Consider the following 14350-nt stretch of genomic DNA (forward strand, 5'->3'; position numbering starts at 1 on the left):
GCTCCGCTGCACGGGCAAATTGCCGCCTCACAAGCGGTAGGCTAAGCTCACGAATATTGGGGGTTATGCGCGAATTCGCGCATGCTTTGCCCTCTTCAGGAATTCGCTTGCCAATCTCCATCTACGATCCTTTTCATATCCCTGCCGGTGCCTTGAAACGCCTGCCGCTGCTCAAGGCTGCGGTTATGTTTATCGCGGCGGTGTGCCTGTGCCTGTGCGGTTTGCTTTACCTGCAGTTGGAGCAGTCCCGCAGCCACGACGTGGCGTCGGCCCGCATCGCCTCGGCCACCCTTACCCGGGCCATGGCCCAGCAGGCCCAGGACACCTTCATCCAGGCCGATCTGGTCCTGGCCAGTCTGGCGGATTGGATCCAGGTCGACGGTTTTGGGCCTGCGGTTCAGCCACGCTTGCAGCAAACCTTTGCCCGTCGCGTGCAATCGCTTGAGCAGTTGCATGGCCTGTTCCTGTTCGACAAGCGCGGTCATTGGGTCATTACCTCCTTCGAGGACCTGCACAGGGGGGCAGGGGTGGCGGATCGAGAGTATTTCGTTTTCCACCAGCAGAACGCCTCCCTGGTCCCCCATATCGGCCCGGCGATCCGCAGTCGGCAAAACGGTGAGTGGATCATCCCGGTTTCCCGGCGCTTGAATGACCGAGACGGCAACTTCCAGGGTGTGTTGCTGGCCGGTATCAAAATGTCCTACTTCGACCGGTTCTTCAAAAGCTTCAGCCTGGATGAGCAAGGCGAGATGGCCCTGGCCTTGTCTGACGGGACGCTGTTGGCCCGGCGCCCCTTCGATGAGGCGCGGATCGGTCGCCCGTTGGCCGAGGAAGGGATCTACAACCATACCGCGGCCAACGGGATGTCTGGCGATGCGATCATCCGTTCAGATGTCGACGGTGTCGTCAGGTTGTATGGGCATCAACATTTACAGGCTTATCCGTTGGTGGTCACCGCCGCGATGTCCGAAGAATCGATCCTGGCGGGCTGGCATGACCGGGCCTTCCAATCCAGCCTCATCGTGGGTCTGGTGGTCCTGGGCATTTGCTTGTTCGGCTGGGTCTTCGTGCGCCAGGTACGCAACAGCGAAAAGATCGAAGCGGACTTGCGCAAGGCGCAGGAGGCGTTGGAGCTGATTGCCACCCATGACAGCCTCACCGGGCTGGCGAACCGGCGTCTGTTCGAACGGGCCCTGGACATCGAGTTCGGTCGGGGCGCTCGTCAGCGCAGTCCCTTGAGTCTGATCATGCTCGACATCGATTTTTTCAAACGCTACAACGACGCCTATGGGCACGTGGCCGGGGATCACTGCCTGGCGGAAGTGGCCAAGGTGCTCAAGAGTTGCTGTCATCGCAAGGCCGATCTGGCGGTACGGTATGGCGGCGAAGAGTTTGCGGTACTGCTGCCCGACACGAACCTTTCGGGGGCCATGGCGTTGGCCGAGCAGATCCGCCGCAGCGTCATCGATAAGCACATCACCCATTCCGGCTCCCCGACCGGCTTCCTCACGGTGAGCCTGGGTTGCTATGCCTTTGTGCCCAGCAGCCTGGACAGCATCGAAGTCTTCATCCAGCGCGCCGATGCGGCGCTTTACCAGGCCAAGCACAGTGGCCGCAACCGAGTGGCGGTGTTATCGACAGAAGGCGGGCTGGATACGCTGGCGCGCTCGGATCGTTGAGAGCGATTGGAACATCGGCCATGGGCTGACGAAGACCCGTTGCAACCACCGCGCCGGGTTGACGGTCACAGCCAGTAACGTGACGTTTCGAGTGCTGGCTCTATGAAAAACCTGCGGATCGCGACCTTCAACATCAATGGCATCCGTGCACGGCTGCCCAACCTGCTGGAATGGCTGGAGCGGGAAAAACCCGACATTGTCTGTTTGCAGGAGCTCAAGGCCGTGGACAAGGATTTCCCGGCGGCGGAGTTGGAATCGGTGGGGTACGGGGCAATCTGGCACGGGCAGGCGTCCTGGAACGGTGTCGCGATCCTGGCCCGTGACGCGCAGCCGTTGGAGAGCCGCCGAGGCCTGCCCGGTGGAGATGACGACAGCCACAGTCGCTATCTGGAGGCGGCGGTGCACGGCGTGCTGGTGGGGTGCCTCTACCTGCCCAACGGCAATCCGCAACCGGGCCCCAAGTTCGACTACAAGTTGGCCTGGTTCGAACGGCTGATCGAGTACGCCCAGGGGCTACAGGCCAGTGACCATCCCGTGGTGCTCGCCGGTGACTACAATGTGGTGCCCACCGACCTGGACATCTACAACCCGCGCTCCTGGCTCAAGGATGCGCTGTTGCAGCCCGAAAGCCGCGAGTGTTACCAGCGGTTGCTGGACCAGGGCTGGACCGATTCGCTGCGCCATCTGTATCCGGACGAGCGCCTCTACACCTTCTGGGACTATTTCCGTCAGCACTGGCAAAAGAACTCCGGACTGCGCATCGATCATCTGCTGCTCAATCCGGTCGCCAGCGCCTACCTGAGCGAGGGCGGGGTGGACGCCTGGGTCCGGAACCAGCCCCACCCCAGCGACCATGCGCCCACCTGGATCCGGCTGGCTTCGCGTAAACGGCGCTGACGGGGCCGATTGTTGTCTCTGTGAAGGGAATGCCTTATACCTGCGCCCATTAGCCGTGCGCTTGTTGTGAGCGCTGGCCGCCCCCGGAAAAGGACAACCGTCATGAGTCATCCCCAACTGAGCGACACGACCCGTTATCTGCGGCGCCTGGGTTTCGACGCACCACCGGTGCCGACGCTCGATACATTGCGCCAGCTGCAATGGCGCCATACCGCTGAATTCCCCTTTGAAACCCTGTCGACATTGCTGCGTCAGCCTGTGCCCATCGACCTTGAATCGGTCGAGCGCAAGGTTTTTGAAGATGGGCGTGGTGGCTATTGCTATGAACTCAACCAGCTATTCCTGGCGCTGTTGCAGACATTGGGTTTCGATGCCCGTGGCATCACTGGGCGCGTGGTGATGAATGCGCCGGAGGATGCCTGGCCTGCCCGGACCCATCGGCTGAGCCTGGTGACGATCGACGGTGTGCGCTATATCACTGACGTCGGTTTTGGCGGCATGGTGCCCACCGCGCCGCTGCTGCTGGACAGCCGTGATACCCAAGTCACGCCCCATGAGCCGTACCGCATCGAGACCCCTGCGGACGGCTATCTGTTGCGCGCCAACGTCGCCGGCGAATGGCGGCCGATGTACCTGTTCGACCTGCAACGCCAGGAAGACATCGACTACACCGTCGGCAATTGGTACGTCTGCAGCCATCCGGAGTCGCCGTTCATGGGCCGGTTGATGGTGGCCCGCACCGGTGACGGATTGCGCAAGACCCTGAACGGCAACAGCTACGCCGTGCATCGCATAGGGCAGGAGAGCGAGCGGCGCGTGATCGACGATGCCGATGAGTTGATCGATCTGCTGGAACAGGCGTTCAGCCTGCGCGTGCCGCCACGGGAGCTGTTGCGGCCCGCGCTTGTGGGGTTGCTTCAAGGATAAAAAGGCGGTTGGCCGCAGGCCTGTTCCGAATGTGTACACAATAAGTTGTATACAACTCTATGGACATTTGTCCAGAGTTTTGAATACAGTGTGCCCATAACAAAAAACAGGGAATCCCCGAACCATGAAAACGCCCCATGTTTCACTCCCACGGCCCGAGGACGAAAACCTCGGCGTCGGCGCGAATATGGCTTACGGCCTGCAACATGTGTTGACCATGTACGGTGGCATTGTCGCCGTACCGTTGATCATCGGCCAGGCGGCCGGGCTTTCGCCGGCGGACATCGGCCTGTTGATTGCCGCGTCATTGTTCGCGGGGGGCCTGGCCACGTTGCTGCAAACCCTTGGCCTGCCGTTTTTCGGCTGCCAGTTGCCTTTGGTGCAGGGCGTATCGTTTTCGGGCGTCGCGACCATGGTGGCGATTGTCGGCAGCGGGGGGGAAGGGGGCTTTCAAGCCATCCTTGGCGCGGTGATCGCAGCGTCGCTGATTGGTCTGCTGATCACCCCGGTGTTTTCACGCATCACCCGGTTCTTTCCGCCACTGGTCACTGGCATTGTGATCACCACCATCGGCCTGACCCTGATGCCGGTGGCGGCGCGTTGGGCGATGGGCGGCAACAGCCACGCCGCCGATTTTGGCAGCATGGCGAACATTGGCCTGGCCGCCGTGACCCTGGTGCTGGTGCTGCTGTTGAGCAAAATGGGCAGCGCAACCATCTCCCGGTTGTCGATTCTGTTGGCGATGGTCATGGGGACGGTCATTGCGGTGTTCCTCGGCATGGCGGACTTTTCATCGGTCAGCCAAGGCCCGATGTTCGGCTTCCCGACACCGTTCCATTTCGGCATGCCGACGTTCCATATCGCCGCGATCCTGTCGATGTGCATTGTGATCATGGTGACCCTGGTGGAAACCTCTGCCGACATCCTGGCGGTGGGCGAGATCATCGACACCAAAGTCGACTCCAGGCGCCTGGGTAACGGCTTGCGGGCTGACATGCTGTCGAGCATGATCGCGCCGATCTTCGGTTCCTTCACCCAGAGTGCCTTTGCCCAGAACGTCGGGCTGGTGGCCGTAACCGGAATCAAGAGTCGTTTCGTGGTGGCGACCGGAGGGGTGTTCCTGGTGGTGCTCGGCCTGTTGCCGTTCATGGGCCGGGTGATTGCCGCAGTGCCGACCTCGGTGCTGGGCGGTGCCGGTATCGTGCTGTTCGGCACGGTGGCTGCCAGCGGCATCCGCACGCTGTCGAAAGTCGATTACCGCAACAACGTCAACCTGATCATCGTCGCCACCTCCATCGGCTTCGGCATGATTCCTATTGCCGCGCCGAATTTCTACGACCATTTCCCGAGCTGGTTCGCGACCATCTTTCATTCGGGCATCAGTTCTTCGGCAATCATGGCGATCGTGCTGAACCTGGCGTTCAATCACTTCACCACGGGCAATTCCGACCAGCAGTCAGTCTTCGCCGCCGGCACCGAGCGGGTGTTGCGCTACCAGGACCTGGCGGCGCTGCGCGAAGGCGACTATTTCAGTGACGGCAAGCTGCATGATTGTGATGGCAACGAGATTCCCGTGGTGGAACCTGTCCACGAGCCGGCGGAGCATGGGCCGATCCGACTGAAAAGCAGCGAGCACGTCTGACAAATACCGGTTTATCAGCAGACATGAAAAAGCCTGTGATCGATGATCACAGGCTTTTTTTGTGCCGCCCGGGAGCTGTTTACCAGCGGCCGTAATGACCCCGGGGTGGGCCGTAGTAGTAGCCCCGTGGTGGCCCGTAATACACCGGTGCCGGGCGATAGTAGATAGGCTGTTCCACATACACCGGTTGCGGCTGATAGTAGACCGGTGGTGGGGCCTGGTAGTAGACCGGCTGTGGCTGGACGTAGACCGGTTGTTGCACATACACCGGCCGATCACGGTTGATGATGGCTGAGCCAACGATGGCCGAACCGACGATGGCACCAAAAACGGCGGGCCCCTCCCAACCACCACGACCGTGGGCGGATGCCTGGCCGGTGACCGCGAGTGCCCCCATGAGCAGGGCGATGATGGGAAGTCTACGATTCATGGCTGTTCCTCGTTTCGGCCCCGGCGCCTGTGGTCTGCAACAGACCCGATGAGGGTCGCGGGGATACTTGCTATGACAGCGATTTTCTCAGGATTTGCGACGCCGTTGGGTAAATATTGTGTAAGGTCTGTAGCGCTTTTCTTTACCGCGCCGCGTCATCCAGTGGCCTGAGATCGGGCCGGGCCTGGCGGTATCATCATCGAATAGACCTTTGGCGACGGTGCTTCCGTCTGTCCGAAAGTGAATGCAAGGAGACACGCATGCAGATCAATCCCAACAAAGACACCCAACTGTGCATGTCGCTCTCGGGGCGTCCTGGAAACTTCGGCCTGCGCTTTCATAATCATTTGTATGAACAATTGGGGCTGAACTTCTACTACAAGGCGTTCAGCAGCCAGGACCTGCCTGGGGCGGTGGGTGGTATCCGCGCGCTGGGCATTCGCGGCTGCGGCGTGTCGATGCCGTTCAAGGAAGCCTGCATCGCCCTGGTGGACGAGCTGGATCCTTCTGCCGCCGCGATCCAGTCGATCAATACGATCGTCAATACCAACGGCCATCTGAAGGCCTACAACACGGACTACATCGCCATCGCCCAATTGCTGCAAAGCCATGCCGTGCCCCAGGATTCGACCTTTGCCCTGCGCGGCAGCGGCGGTATGGCCAAGGCTGTGGCCAGCGCCTTGCGCGATGGGGGCTACAAGAACGGGCTGATCGTTGCCCGCAATGAAGCCACCGGGCGAGCCCTGGCCGAGTCCCTGGGGTATGAGTGGCAAGCGGAACTGGGCGCCCGGCGGCCGCAGATGCTGATCAACGTCACGCCGATCGGCATGACCGGCGGCCCGGAAGCCGATCAGTTGGCGTTTGAGCCCGAGACCATCGCCGCGGCCGAGACCGTGTTCGATGTGGTGGCGATCCCGTCGGAAACGCCGTTGATCGTACGCGCTCGGGCCGAAGGCAAACGGGTCATCACCGGGTTGGAAGTCATTGCGATCCAGGCCCTGGAGCAATTCGTGCTGTACACCGGTGTGCGGCCCAATCTGGAGCAATTCGAAAAAGCCGTGGCCTTCGCCCGGTCGGCGTAGGCGCTGCTATTCCAGCCGCGCCAGGCGTTCCTCCAGTGCCGCGATCCGCGCTTCGAGCTCTTCGATGCGTTCCAGCGAGACACCACCGCCGGCGCCACGCTCCACCGGGTGCTGGCGGGCGGCGAGAATCGCTTCGACGTCCGCCGGGTCACCCATGGCGTGCACATAGCGGTCTTCGCGCTGGCCGGCCTGGCGTGGCACCAGCAACGCCAGGCCGCGGGCGATCAGACGTTCGAGCTGGTGCACCACTTGTTCGGCGTCTTCGAAGTCGTGCATCCGTCCGCTGCGGGTCAACAGCTCATTGACTGTTTGCGGGCCACGCAGGAACAGCAGGCCCATCAGGACCACCTGGGCCGGTACCAGCTCCAGGGCTTTGTCGACCCGATGCTCCCAGCGGTCGGCGCGGCTGCCCATCACCAGCTTGGTGAAACCGCGACCTTCCAGCGCCCGCAGGCTCTGGCCGACCTGGCCCGGGTTGAGGTTCATCACCGGTTCGCGGCTGGTTTTCTGGTTGCAGGCCAGTACCAGGGCGTTGAGGGTCAGCGGGTAGGTCTCGGGGTTGGTGGCCTGTTTCTCGACCAGCGCGCCGAGGATGCGGATTTCCGTGCTATTGAGCCGTGGTTCTTCAGCCTGCTGTTGTTCTTCGATGCTCATCGCGCGTTCCCTATGCTGTGGAAGCCGCCTAGCCTAATCCTTGCGCAATAAAAGACAAGCCGTGCAACAAGGCGTGGCTATAATCGCAGCCGTTTGATTCATTCTTTCCTGCCACCTGCATGAGATTGCCATGACTATTTCCCTGTACGCCGCTTCCGTCCCGGTTTTCAAGCAGATGCTCAACGCGTTGAGCGATGTTCTGAACAAGGCTGAAGCCCACGCCACCGCGAAGAACATCGACCCGAACGCTTTCCTGCAAGCCCGCCTGTACCCGGACATGTTCCCGCTGGTGCGCCAAGTGCAGATCGCGGTGGATTTCGCCAAGGGCGTGTCCGCCCGCCTGGCCGAGGTGGAGGTGCCGAAGTATGAGGACAGCGAGACCACTTTCGCCGAGCTGCAAGCCTTGATCGCCAAGGTATTGGCCTTTATCGACGGCATCAGCCCTGCGCAGATCGATGGCAAGGAAGGCATCGAAATCGTTACCCGCCCGGGGACGCCGAAGGAGAAGCGCTTCAGTGGCCAGAATTATCTGCTGACCTACGGCCTGCCGCAGTTCTTCTTCCACGTCACCACCACTTATGCATTGCTGCGCCACAATGGCGTGGAAGTGGGCAAGCGCGACTACATGGGCGCGTTCTAACCCCGCAGGCATGAAAAAGCCCGGGACGGTGTGGGCCGTTCCCGGGCTTTTTTGTGGCTGTCTGTTACATCCTCGGCGCCGCTATCGCGAGCAAGCTCGCTCCCACAAAGGATTGGTGACGTAGCGGCTATTGTGTGAGCGCCGCTGCCCCTGTGGGAGCGAGCCTGCTCGCGATGACAAGCCCACAACCACGGCAATTGTCACGCCGTACGCGCGAGCTTCTCTTCCTCACCCAGGCACGCCGCCGCCGTGAACAGCACATCCGTCGACGAGTTCAACGCCGTCTCCGCCGAGTCCTGCAGGACACCGATGATGAAGCCCACCGCGACCACTTGCATGGCGATCTCACTGGGAATGCCAAACAGGCTGCACGCCAGGGGAATCAGCAACAGCGAACCGCCGGCCACCCCGGATGCACCGCACGCGCAAATGGCGGCGACCACGCTCAGCAGCACGGCGGTTGGCACGTCGACCACAATACCCAGGGTGTGCACGGCCGCCAGGGTCAGTACGGTGATGGTGATGGCGGCGCCGGCCATGTTGATGGTCGCGCCCAGCGGGATCGACACCGAATAGGTGTCTTCGTGCAGGCCCAGGCGTTTGCTCAGTTCCAGGTTCACCGGAATATTCGCCGCCGAGCTGCGCGTGAAAAATGCCGTGATGCCACTTTCCCGCAGGCAGGTGAACACCAGTGGGTAAGGGTTGCGACGCAGTTTCCAGAACACGATGAGTGGGTTGACCACCAACGCCACGAACAGCATGCAACCGATCAGCACGGTGAGCAGTTGCAGGTAGCCGAGCAGGGCGCCGAAGCCGGACGTGGCCAGGGTCGAGGCCACCAGCCCGAAGATCCCCAGCGGGGCGAAGCGGATGACCAGGCGCACGATCACTGTCACGCCGTTGGACAGGTCCTCGAGCACGGTACGCGTGGTCTGGCCCGCATGACGAATGGCGATGCCCATGCCGATGGCCCAGGCCAGGATGCCGATGAAGTTACCGTCCATCAGCGCCCGGACCGGGTTATCCACCACGCTCAGCAGCAAGCTTTGCAGCACCTCGCTGATGCCACCGGGCGCTGTGACCGCGACGTCTTGGGTCGACAGCACCAGGCTGGACGGAAACAGCGTACTGGCAACCACCGCGACCACCGCCGCGGCGAAGGTGCCCAGCAGGTAGAGAAACAGGATGGGGCGGATATGGGTTTCCTGGCCGTGCTTGTGGTTGGCGATGGACGCCATGACCAGCACGAACACCAGAATCGGCGCCACGGCCTTGAGCGCGGCCACGAAGACCTTGCCGATGAATGCGGTGGATTTCGCCAGGTCGGGCGCCAGCCATGCCAGGACAATACCGGCGATCAGGCCAATGATGATTTGCGCCACCAGGCTGGTGCGTTTGAGGCGTTGCAAAGGGGTAACGGACGAAGCTGTCATAGCGGCATCTCTGATTTTATTGTGTTCAACGGTCGACGAATCAGGGCAACAAGCGGGCAGGCCACATGAGCGGACCGAGAGAAAGTAGGGCATTTGCAGGCCGCGGACTTTATCACAGCCGATGAAAAATCTGACGGACCTGTGGCAGTCCGTCACCCTTATCCGGGTCATGCCGAGCGTTTGTATGACGCGCGCATTCTGTTAGGCTTTGTCGCTCTCACTTTCTTTCCGCCAGCGGGCCTCCGGCTAACGCTGGTGTCTTCGTTTTGCTGGAGTTCTGCATGTTGTTACCCATTTTCCTGTTGTCGGCCGCCGGTTTTACCGTGCTGACCACGGAATTCGTCATCGTTGGCCTGTTACCGTCCATTGCCCGCGACCTGCACGTCACCATTCCCCAGGCTGGGCTGCTGGTGACGTTGTTCGCGTTTACGGTGGCGGCGTTCGGGCCATTCCTGACGGCCTGGTTCGCTCGCTTCGAGCGGCGCAAGCTGTTTATCAGCGTGCTGGTGATGTTCGGCCTGGCCAACCTGCTGGCCACCTTTGCCCCCAACATCTGGGTGATGGCCATTGCCCGGTTGATCCCGGCCCTGGGCCTGCCGGTGTTCTGGGCGCTGGCCAGTGAAACGGCGGTGGACATTGTCGGGCCGCAGCTGGCCGGGCGGGCCATCGCCCGGATCGGCTTCGGCATCGTCTGCGCCACGGTGTTCGGCATTCCAGTGGGCACGTTGATTGCCGATGCGTTTGGCTGGCGCAGCGCGTTTGCGATCCTGGCGGTCATTGCCTTCGCCAAGGCCTTGTTGCTGTTTATCTATTTGCCGAAAACCAACTTGCACCAGCATCAGGTGAGCTTCCGTTCCCAATTGAAGATCCTGCGCAGCCCATTGATGCAGGGGCACGTGCTGTTGTCGATCCTGGTGTTCAGCGGCATGTTCACCGCCTACACCTATCTGGCGGATATCCTCGAACGCCTCGCCGGTTTCGATGGCACCCTGGTGGGCTGGTGCCTGATGGGCTTTGGCGCAGTCGGGCTGTTGGGCAATTCCCTGGGCGGTCGTGCGGTGGACCGGCATCCGTTGATTGCGTCGATGGTGTTCTGCCTGTTCCTGATCGGCGGCATGGTGGCGTTGGTGCCGAGCATTCATTCGCCCCTCGCGCTGGCGGCGGCGATGGGCATCTGGGGCGTGACCCAGGCCGCGTTGTTCCTGGTCAGCCATGTGCGGCTGATGAAGGCGGCCCCGCAGGCCCCGGCGTTTGCCGCCTCGTTGAACATTGCAGGGGCCAACCTGGGGATTGGCCTGGGGGCGATGGTCGGTGGCCGAGTCATCGATAACCTGGGCCTGGGCAGTGTCGGGTTCGCGGCGGCCGGGTTCATCTTTGTATCGATTCTGCTGGCGTTGCTGCTGATGACCGTCAAGCCCCGCGCGGCTTGCATGGATGGCTAAGTGCTGAACAACTCGCGACGCGCACCTTCGGCAATCGCGACGATGCCGGGGTGGCTGACCTTGCGTTCCACGGAAATGGCGTAGAAGGATTCACTCACCGCATCGGTCTGGCCGATCACTTCAACGCCGTACTGGCGCTTGACCTCTTCGGCGATCACGCTCGGGCCGATGAAAATCCCGCTGCCGGATTGACCGAAGGCCTGCATCAGTGCGCTGTCGTCGAATTCGCCGACGATGCGCGGCTGGATCTGTTGTTCGGCGAACCAGCGTTGCAAGCGGCTGCGCACCACGGTTTCGGGCCCGGGAATCAGCAGCGGAGCGTCATGCAGGCCATGGGGGAAATCCTGCCCGTAGCGTTCGGCCAGCGCGGCGGTGGCGAAAAAACTGATCCCGCATTCCCCCAGTTTCTGGCTGTAACCCTTGATATCCAGGTGAGTCGGCATCGGGCTGTCGGAGATCACCAGGTCCAGACGCTGGATCGCCAGGTCCGCCAGTAGTCGTTCGAGCTTGTCCTCGCGGCAGGTGATGCGCAGCGGTTCACTCAACTCCATGGTCGGCGCCAGCAGTCGATAGACGATGGATTTGGGCACCACATCCGCCACCCCGACCCGGAACAGGGTTTGCTGTTCGTTGGGCTGGGCCCGCAGCATCAGTTCCAGCTCACCGCCCAACTGGAACATGTGTTCGGCGTAGGGGAGCGTCTGGCGGCCGGCTTCGGTCAGTTCCAACTGCCGCCCGACACGACGAAACAATTTGATGTTATACGTCTGCTCGAACAGGGAAATCTGGCCGCTGATGGTCTGTGGCGTCAGGTTCAACTGCTCGCACGCGCGCACGATGCTGCCGGTTTTCGCCACCACCCAGAAGTAATGCAGTTGTCGATAATTGAGCATGGGATCACATTGCTTCGTAAAAACCGAAGTATAACCGCTGAAAATACGAATTTTCCTGAAGTATTCGCGTCTCTAGAATGCCTCGCCATTGGTGGGCCACTTTTCGTGCTCCTTTTATTCTCCCAAGAGGCATTCATTCCATGACATACAAATCCCTGGGGCTGGCAGCCCTGTTGGTGATGTCCGTAACGACACTGGCAGGTTGTGAACAGGCTGAAAAAAGTGCCCAGCAACTGATGGGACAGGCAGCGGAAACCGCCAAGCAGGCCATCGACGACACCCACAAAGCCGCCGAACAGGCGATCAGCGAAGCCACCGGTGGCTTGATCAGCCCGAAGAAAGAGCCGGCGGACGAAGCTGACGAAACACAAACCCCTACTAAAACCATCTAACGCGTCACATCAGTCAGGACTGACCCATGGATTATCTTTTACAGCTCGCCGCCAGCCCCACCGCGTGGATTGCCCTGGCGACTCTGGTCGTGATGGAAATCGTGCTAGGCATCGATAACCTGATCTTCATTTCGATTCTGACCAACAAGCTGCCCGTACAGCATCGTGCCAAGGCGCGGCGGATCGGTATCGGTATGGCTCTGATCCTGCGCCTGGGCTTGTTGAGCACCATTGCCTTCATTGTGCAGTTGACCGAACCGGTCATCGAAATCCTGGGCCAGGCGTTCTCCTGGAAAGACATGATCCTGATCGCCGGTGGCCTGTTCCTGCTGTGGAAAGCGACCACTGAAATCCACCACAGCATGGATCCTGCGCCAAATGATCCCAAGTCGGCCACGTCCGGCGTGACCCTGGGCTTTGCCGCGGCCATCGGTCAGATCCTGATGTTGGACCTGGTGTTTTCCATCGACAGCATCATCACCGCCGTGGGCATGACCGAGCATTTGCCGATCATGATCATCGCCGTCGTCGTATCGGTGCTGGTGATGCTGTTGGCGGCTGAACCGCTCGCCAAGTTCATCAATGACAACCCGACGGTGGTCATGCTGGCCCTGGGCTTCCTGATCATGATCGGCATGACGCTGATCGCCGAAGGCTTCGGCGCCCATGTACCGAAAGGCTATATCTATGCGGCCATGGCGTTCTCGGCGGCGATCGAGGTGTTGAACATGTTGTCCCGCCGGGCCAAGGAAAAGGTGCTGGCCGACAACGCCTGATTCCAGGCAGACAGAAGCCACCCGGGTCCAGGCCCGGGTGGCTTTTTTTATTTGAGCGTTATGGGTTTGAACGTGAAAGCTCAGTGTGCGGCGGCGTGGCGCCGGGCAGGTTTGGCGGCTTTTTCCGATGGCGCAGGTGGCGCGTGATGATGGCGTCGAGCGATTCGAAGCACCCCCCACAGCATGGCCGTGGCTACGCTCAGCCAGCCGAATATCAGCATCAGGATTGTCGTGGTCAGGCTCATTTGTGCCTCCTTCCTATCCCCGGTTCGGGATATCGTACCCAGTACAATGGACAGTCTAGTCGCTCAAGTGTTGCAGCTAATCGATCCATGGCGCTGGGGTTCGGATCGGTTCGTTCTATTGCCGCCGTAAAACGATGGTTATGGCTATACCCAGGGCTGTGCGCACCTTATGATCGTCGACCCAAGCCTGGCCCGGATGCCGGGTGCCTGAACAAGAGAGTCGTCATGTCGCCGGTCATTTCATCGTTTCGATCACTGGTACTGGCGGTGTCCTGCCTCGTTGCCCTGGCGGGTTGCGCGGGCAGCGTATCGCCGCAGATCCAGCGCCTGCCCGAGCGGGTGGAGCTCAATAGCGTGCCGTTCTACCGTGGCGAAATGTACCAGGGGGCTCCGCAGTCCCTGGCCGCCTTGCTGACGTTGCAAGGCACTGTGATCACCCCGGGGCTGCTGGAAAAACCATTGCACCTGCCCGGTGGCGAAGCCGATTTGCAGCAGAATATGCCCACCCTGGCGCGGGAGTACGGGTTGCTGGTGTATCCCCTGGACGCCAAGCTGCCTGCGCTGTTGGAGCAGGTCGCGGCGGGCTATCCGGTGCTGGTGCGCTATGTCGACGGTTCGGCGTTCTGGGCGGCGCCTCGGTATGGGATTCTCGCCGGCTACAACCGTCAGAAGCAGACGGTGTTGCTGCGTGCAGGCATGAACCGGCGGCAGTTGATGAGCTTCAGTGCCTTCGAGTCGGCCTTCCAGAGCGCCGGCGGTTGGGCGGTGCTGGTCCAGCGACCCACGCAGCTTCCCGCCAATGTCGACGCGCAGCGTTGGCTGAAAGCGGCGGCTGATCTGGGTGGGGCAGGGCAGGAACAAGCCGCGGCGCGGGCCACCAAGGCCCTGGGCGCTGCGCATTGATCGAGCGTCCCGTTCGTCACTTGCCGGGCACGACCCCGCGGGCTTGAGGCTCTTATCGTCAGGGTTGGGGATTTTTCCGACCGTGATTGGAGGAGGCACGCATGGCACAGTCGAAAACACCTACGGGGCCACATTCATCAGAGCATTCCAGCGGTGATGACCTGGGGTTCGATCCGGATTCGCCGGACCTTGAGGATCCCCAGGTCGATCCGGTAGGGCCGGCCAAGGCGCCCCTGGACAAGAAGGATGAGCGCAAGCCCAAGCCCTATGATCCGCTGGGTGACTTGAAGCCATAAATAACCTGTGGGAGCAAAG

16 protein-coding genes are annotated in these 14350 nt (G+C 61.2%); 11 read left to right on the forward strand and 5 right to left on the reverse strand.

Annotated elements, in window-relative coordinates; all coding sequences use genetic code 11:
• Positions 1-107 precede the first annotated feature (107 nt).
• From IB266_RS02135 to IB266_RS02150, 4 genes are all read left to right on the forward strand, one after another.
• Positions 108-1679, forward strand: coding sequence for a GGDEF domain-containing protein (locus IB266_RS02135; RefSeq protein WP_192259853.1), 1572 nt, complete (start codon positions 108-110; stop codon positions 1677-1679).
• A 102-nt stretch (positions 1680-1781) separates the two neighbouring features.
• Positions 1782-2576 (forward strand): exodeoxyribonuclease III, encoded by a 795-nt coding sequence (gene xth / locus IB266_RS02140; protein WP_060738339.1) that lies wholly within the window; start codon positions 1782-1784, stop codon positions 2574-2576.
• Between the two features lie 102 nt (positions 2577-2678).
• Positions 2679-3503: an arylamine N-acetyltransferase family protein gene (locus IB266_RS02145; RefSeq protein WP_192259855.1), complete on the forward strand. Its 825-nt coding sequence runs from the start codon at positions 2679-2681 to the stop codon at positions 3501-3503.
• Positions 3504-3627: 124 nt separating this feature from the next.
• Positions 3628-5145: a nucleobase:cation symporter-2 family protein gene (locus IB266_RS02150; protein WP_092197255.1), complete on the forward strand. Its 1518-nt coding sequence runs from the start codon at positions 3628-3630 to the stop codon at positions 5143-5145.
• A 79-nt stretch (positions 5146-5224) separates the two neighbouring features.
• Here the strand turns inward: IB266_RS02150 and IB266_RS02155 are convergent, their stop codons facing one another.
• Entirely contained in the window at positions 5225-5575 is a 351-nt protein-coding gene (locus IB266_RS02155; RefSeq protein ID WP_060738336.1) for a hypothetical protein, read from the reverse strand.
• Between the two features lie 260 nt (positions 5576-5835).
• Between IB266_RS02155 and IB266_RS02160 the strand changes: the two genes are divergently transcribed.
• A complete protein-coding gene (locus IB266_RS02160; RefSeq protein WP_192259857.1) occupies positions 5836-6657 on the forward strand; it encodes a shikimate 5-dehydrogenase in 822 nt (273 codons plus the stop codon).
• A gap of 6 nt (positions 6658-6663) precedes the next feature.
• On the opposite strand, the gene IB266_RS02165 is transcribed toward IB266_RS02160, so the two are convergent.
• Entirely contained in the window at positions 6664-7311 is a 648-nt protein-coding gene (locus IB266_RS02165; protein WP_103309333.1) for a YceH family protein, read from the reverse strand.
• 130 nt (positions 7312-7441) lie between these two features.
• Between IB266_RS02165 and IB266_RS02170 the strand changes: the two genes are divergently transcribed.
• Positions 7442-7951: a DUF1993 family protein gene (locus IB266_RS02170; protein WP_060738333.1), complete on the forward strand. Its 510-nt coding sequence runs from the start codon at positions 7442-7444 to the stop codon at positions 7949-7951.
• 200 nt (positions 7952-8151) lie between these two features.
• On the opposite strand, the gene sstT is transcribed toward IB266_RS02170, so the two are convergent.
• A complete protein-coding gene (gene sstT, locus IB266_RS02175) occupies positions 8152-9384 on the reverse strand; it encodes a serine/threonine transporter SstT (RefSeq protein ID WP_192259859.1) in 1233 nt (410 codons plus the stop codon).
• A 281-nt stretch (positions 9385-9665) separates the two neighbouring features.
• Here sstT and IB266_RS02180 point away from each other — a divergent pair, with 281 nt between their 5' ends.
• A complete protein-coding gene (locus IB266_RS02180; RefSeq protein WP_192259861.1) occupies positions 9666-10826 on the forward strand; it encodes an MFS transporter in 1161 nt (386 codons plus the stop codon).
• On the opposite strand, the gene nhaR is transcribed toward IB266_RS02180, so the two are convergent.
• The gene (gene nhaR, locus IB266_RS02185; RefSeq protein ID WP_060738330.1) at positions 10823-11719 is read right to left on the reverse strand and encodes a transcriptional activator NhaR; all 897 of its coding nucleotides are present in this window, start codon (positions 11717-11719) and stop codon (positions 10823-10825) included. The genes IB266_RS02180 and nhaR overlap by 4 nt on opposite strands.
• Positions 11720-11859: 140 nt before the next feature.
• Between nhaR and IB266_RS02190 the strand changes: the two genes are divergently transcribed.
• On the forward strand, positions 11860-12111 hold the full coding sequence (locus IB266_RS02190) for a hypothetical protein (RefSeq protein ID WP_092176397.1): 252 nt from the start codon (positions 11860-11862) through the stop codon (positions 12109-12111).
• Between the two features lie 26 nt (positions 12112-12137).
• On the forward strand, positions 12138-12887 hold the full coding sequence (locus IB266_RS02195; RefSeq protein WP_192259863.1) for a TerC family protein: 750 nt from the start codon (positions 12138-12140) through the stop codon (positions 12885-12887).
• Between the two features lie 80 nt (positions 12888-12967).
• Here IB266_RS02195 and IB266_RS02200 read toward each other — a convergent pair whose 3' ends face one another.
• Positions 12968-13132 carry a hypothetical protein gene (locus tag IB266_RS02200; protein WP_170842391.1) on the reverse strand — a complete coding sequence of 55 codons (165 nt, stop codon included), beginning with the start codon at positions 13130-13132 and terminating at the stop codon, positions 12968-12970.
• Positions 13133-13357: 225 nt separating this feature from the next.
• Between IB266_RS02200 and IB266_RS02205 the strand changes: the two genes are divergently transcribed.
• Together IB266_RS02205 and IB266_RS02210 are read left to right on the forward strand one after the other, a co-directional pair.
• A complete protein-coding gene (locus tag IB266_RS02205; protein WP_192259865.1) occupies positions 13358-14035 on the forward strand; it encodes a peptidase C39 family protein in 678 nt (225 codons plus the stop codon).
• 101 nt (positions 14036-14136) lie between these two features.
• Complete coding sequence (locus IB266_RS02210) at positions 14137-14331, forward strand: DUF6021 family protein (protein WP_060738326.1); 195 nt, start codon at positions 14137-14139, stop codon at positions 14329-14331.
• The last annotated feature ends 19 nt before the right edge of the window (positions 14332-14350 follow it).

It is taken from the genome of Pseudomonas sp. Pdm06 (assembly GCF_014851795.1).
Classification (GTDB): Bacteria; Pseudomonadota; Gammaproteobacteria; order Pseudomonadales; family Pseudomonadaceae; genus Aquipseudomonas; species Aquipseudomonas fluorescens_AA.

Excerpts from the sequence above, each read along its gene's own strand:
- xth (WP_060738339.1), top strand. The coding sequence starts at position 1,782 with ATGAAAAACCTGCGGATCGCGACCTTCAACATCAATGGCATCCGTGCA.
- IB266_RS02145 (WP_192259855.1), top strand. The coding sequence starts at position 2,679 with ATGAGTCATCCCCAACTGAGCGACACGACCCGTTATCTGCGGCGCCTG.
- IB266_RS02150 (WP_092197255.1), top strand. The coding sequence starts at position 3,628 with ATGAAAACGCCCCATGTTTCACTCCCACGGCCCGAGGACGAAAACCTC.
- IB266_RS02155 (WP_060738336.1), bottom strand. The coding sequence starts at position 5,575 with ATGAATCGTAGACTTCCCATCATCGCCCTGCTCATGGGGGCACTCGCG.
- IB266_RS02160 (WP_192259857.1), top strand. The coding sequence starts at position 5,836 with ATGCAGATCAATCCCAACAAAGACACCCAACTGTGCATGTCGCTCTCG.
- IB266_RS02165 (WP_103309333.1), bottom strand. The coding sequence starts at position 7,311 with ATGAGCATCGAAGAACAACAGCAGGCTGAAGAACCACGGCTCAATAGC.
- IB266_RS02170 (WP_060738333.1), top strand. The coding sequence starts at position 7,442 with ATGACTATTTCCCTGTACGCCGCTTCCGTCCCGGTTTTCAAGCAGATG.
- sstT (WP_192259859.1), bottom strand. The coding sequence starts at position 9,384 with ATGACAGCTTCGTCCGTTACCCCTTTGCAACGCCTCAAACGCACCAGC.
- IB266_RS02180 (WP_192259861.1), top strand. The coding sequence starts at position 9,666 with ATGTTGTTACCCATTTTCCTGTTGTCGGCCGCCGGTTTTACCGTGCTG.
- nhaR (WP_060738330.1), bottom strand. The coding sequence starts at position 11,719 with ATGCTCAATTATCGACAACTGCATTACTTCTGGGTGGTGGCGAAAACC.
- IB266_RS02190 (WP_092176397.1), top strand. The coding sequence starts at position 11,860 with ATGACATACAAATCCCTGGGGCTGGCAGCCCTGTTGGTGATGTCCGTA.
- IB266_RS02195 (WP_192259863.1), top strand. The coding sequence starts at position 12,138 with ATGGATTATCTTTTACAGCTCGCCGCCAGCCCCACCGCGTGGATTGCC.
- IB266_RS02200 (WP_170842391.1), bottom strand. The coding sequence starts at position 13,132 with ATGAGCCTGACCACGACAATCCTGATGCTGATATTCGGCTGGCTGAGC.
- IB266_RS02205 (WP_192259865.1), top strand. The coding sequence starts at position 13,358 with ATGTCGCCGGTCATTTCATCGTTTCGATCACTGGTACTGGCGGTGTCC.
- IB266_RS02210 (WP_060738326.1), top strand. The coding sequence starts at position 14,137 with ATGGCACAGTCGAAAACACCTACGGGGCCACATTCATCAGAGCATTCC.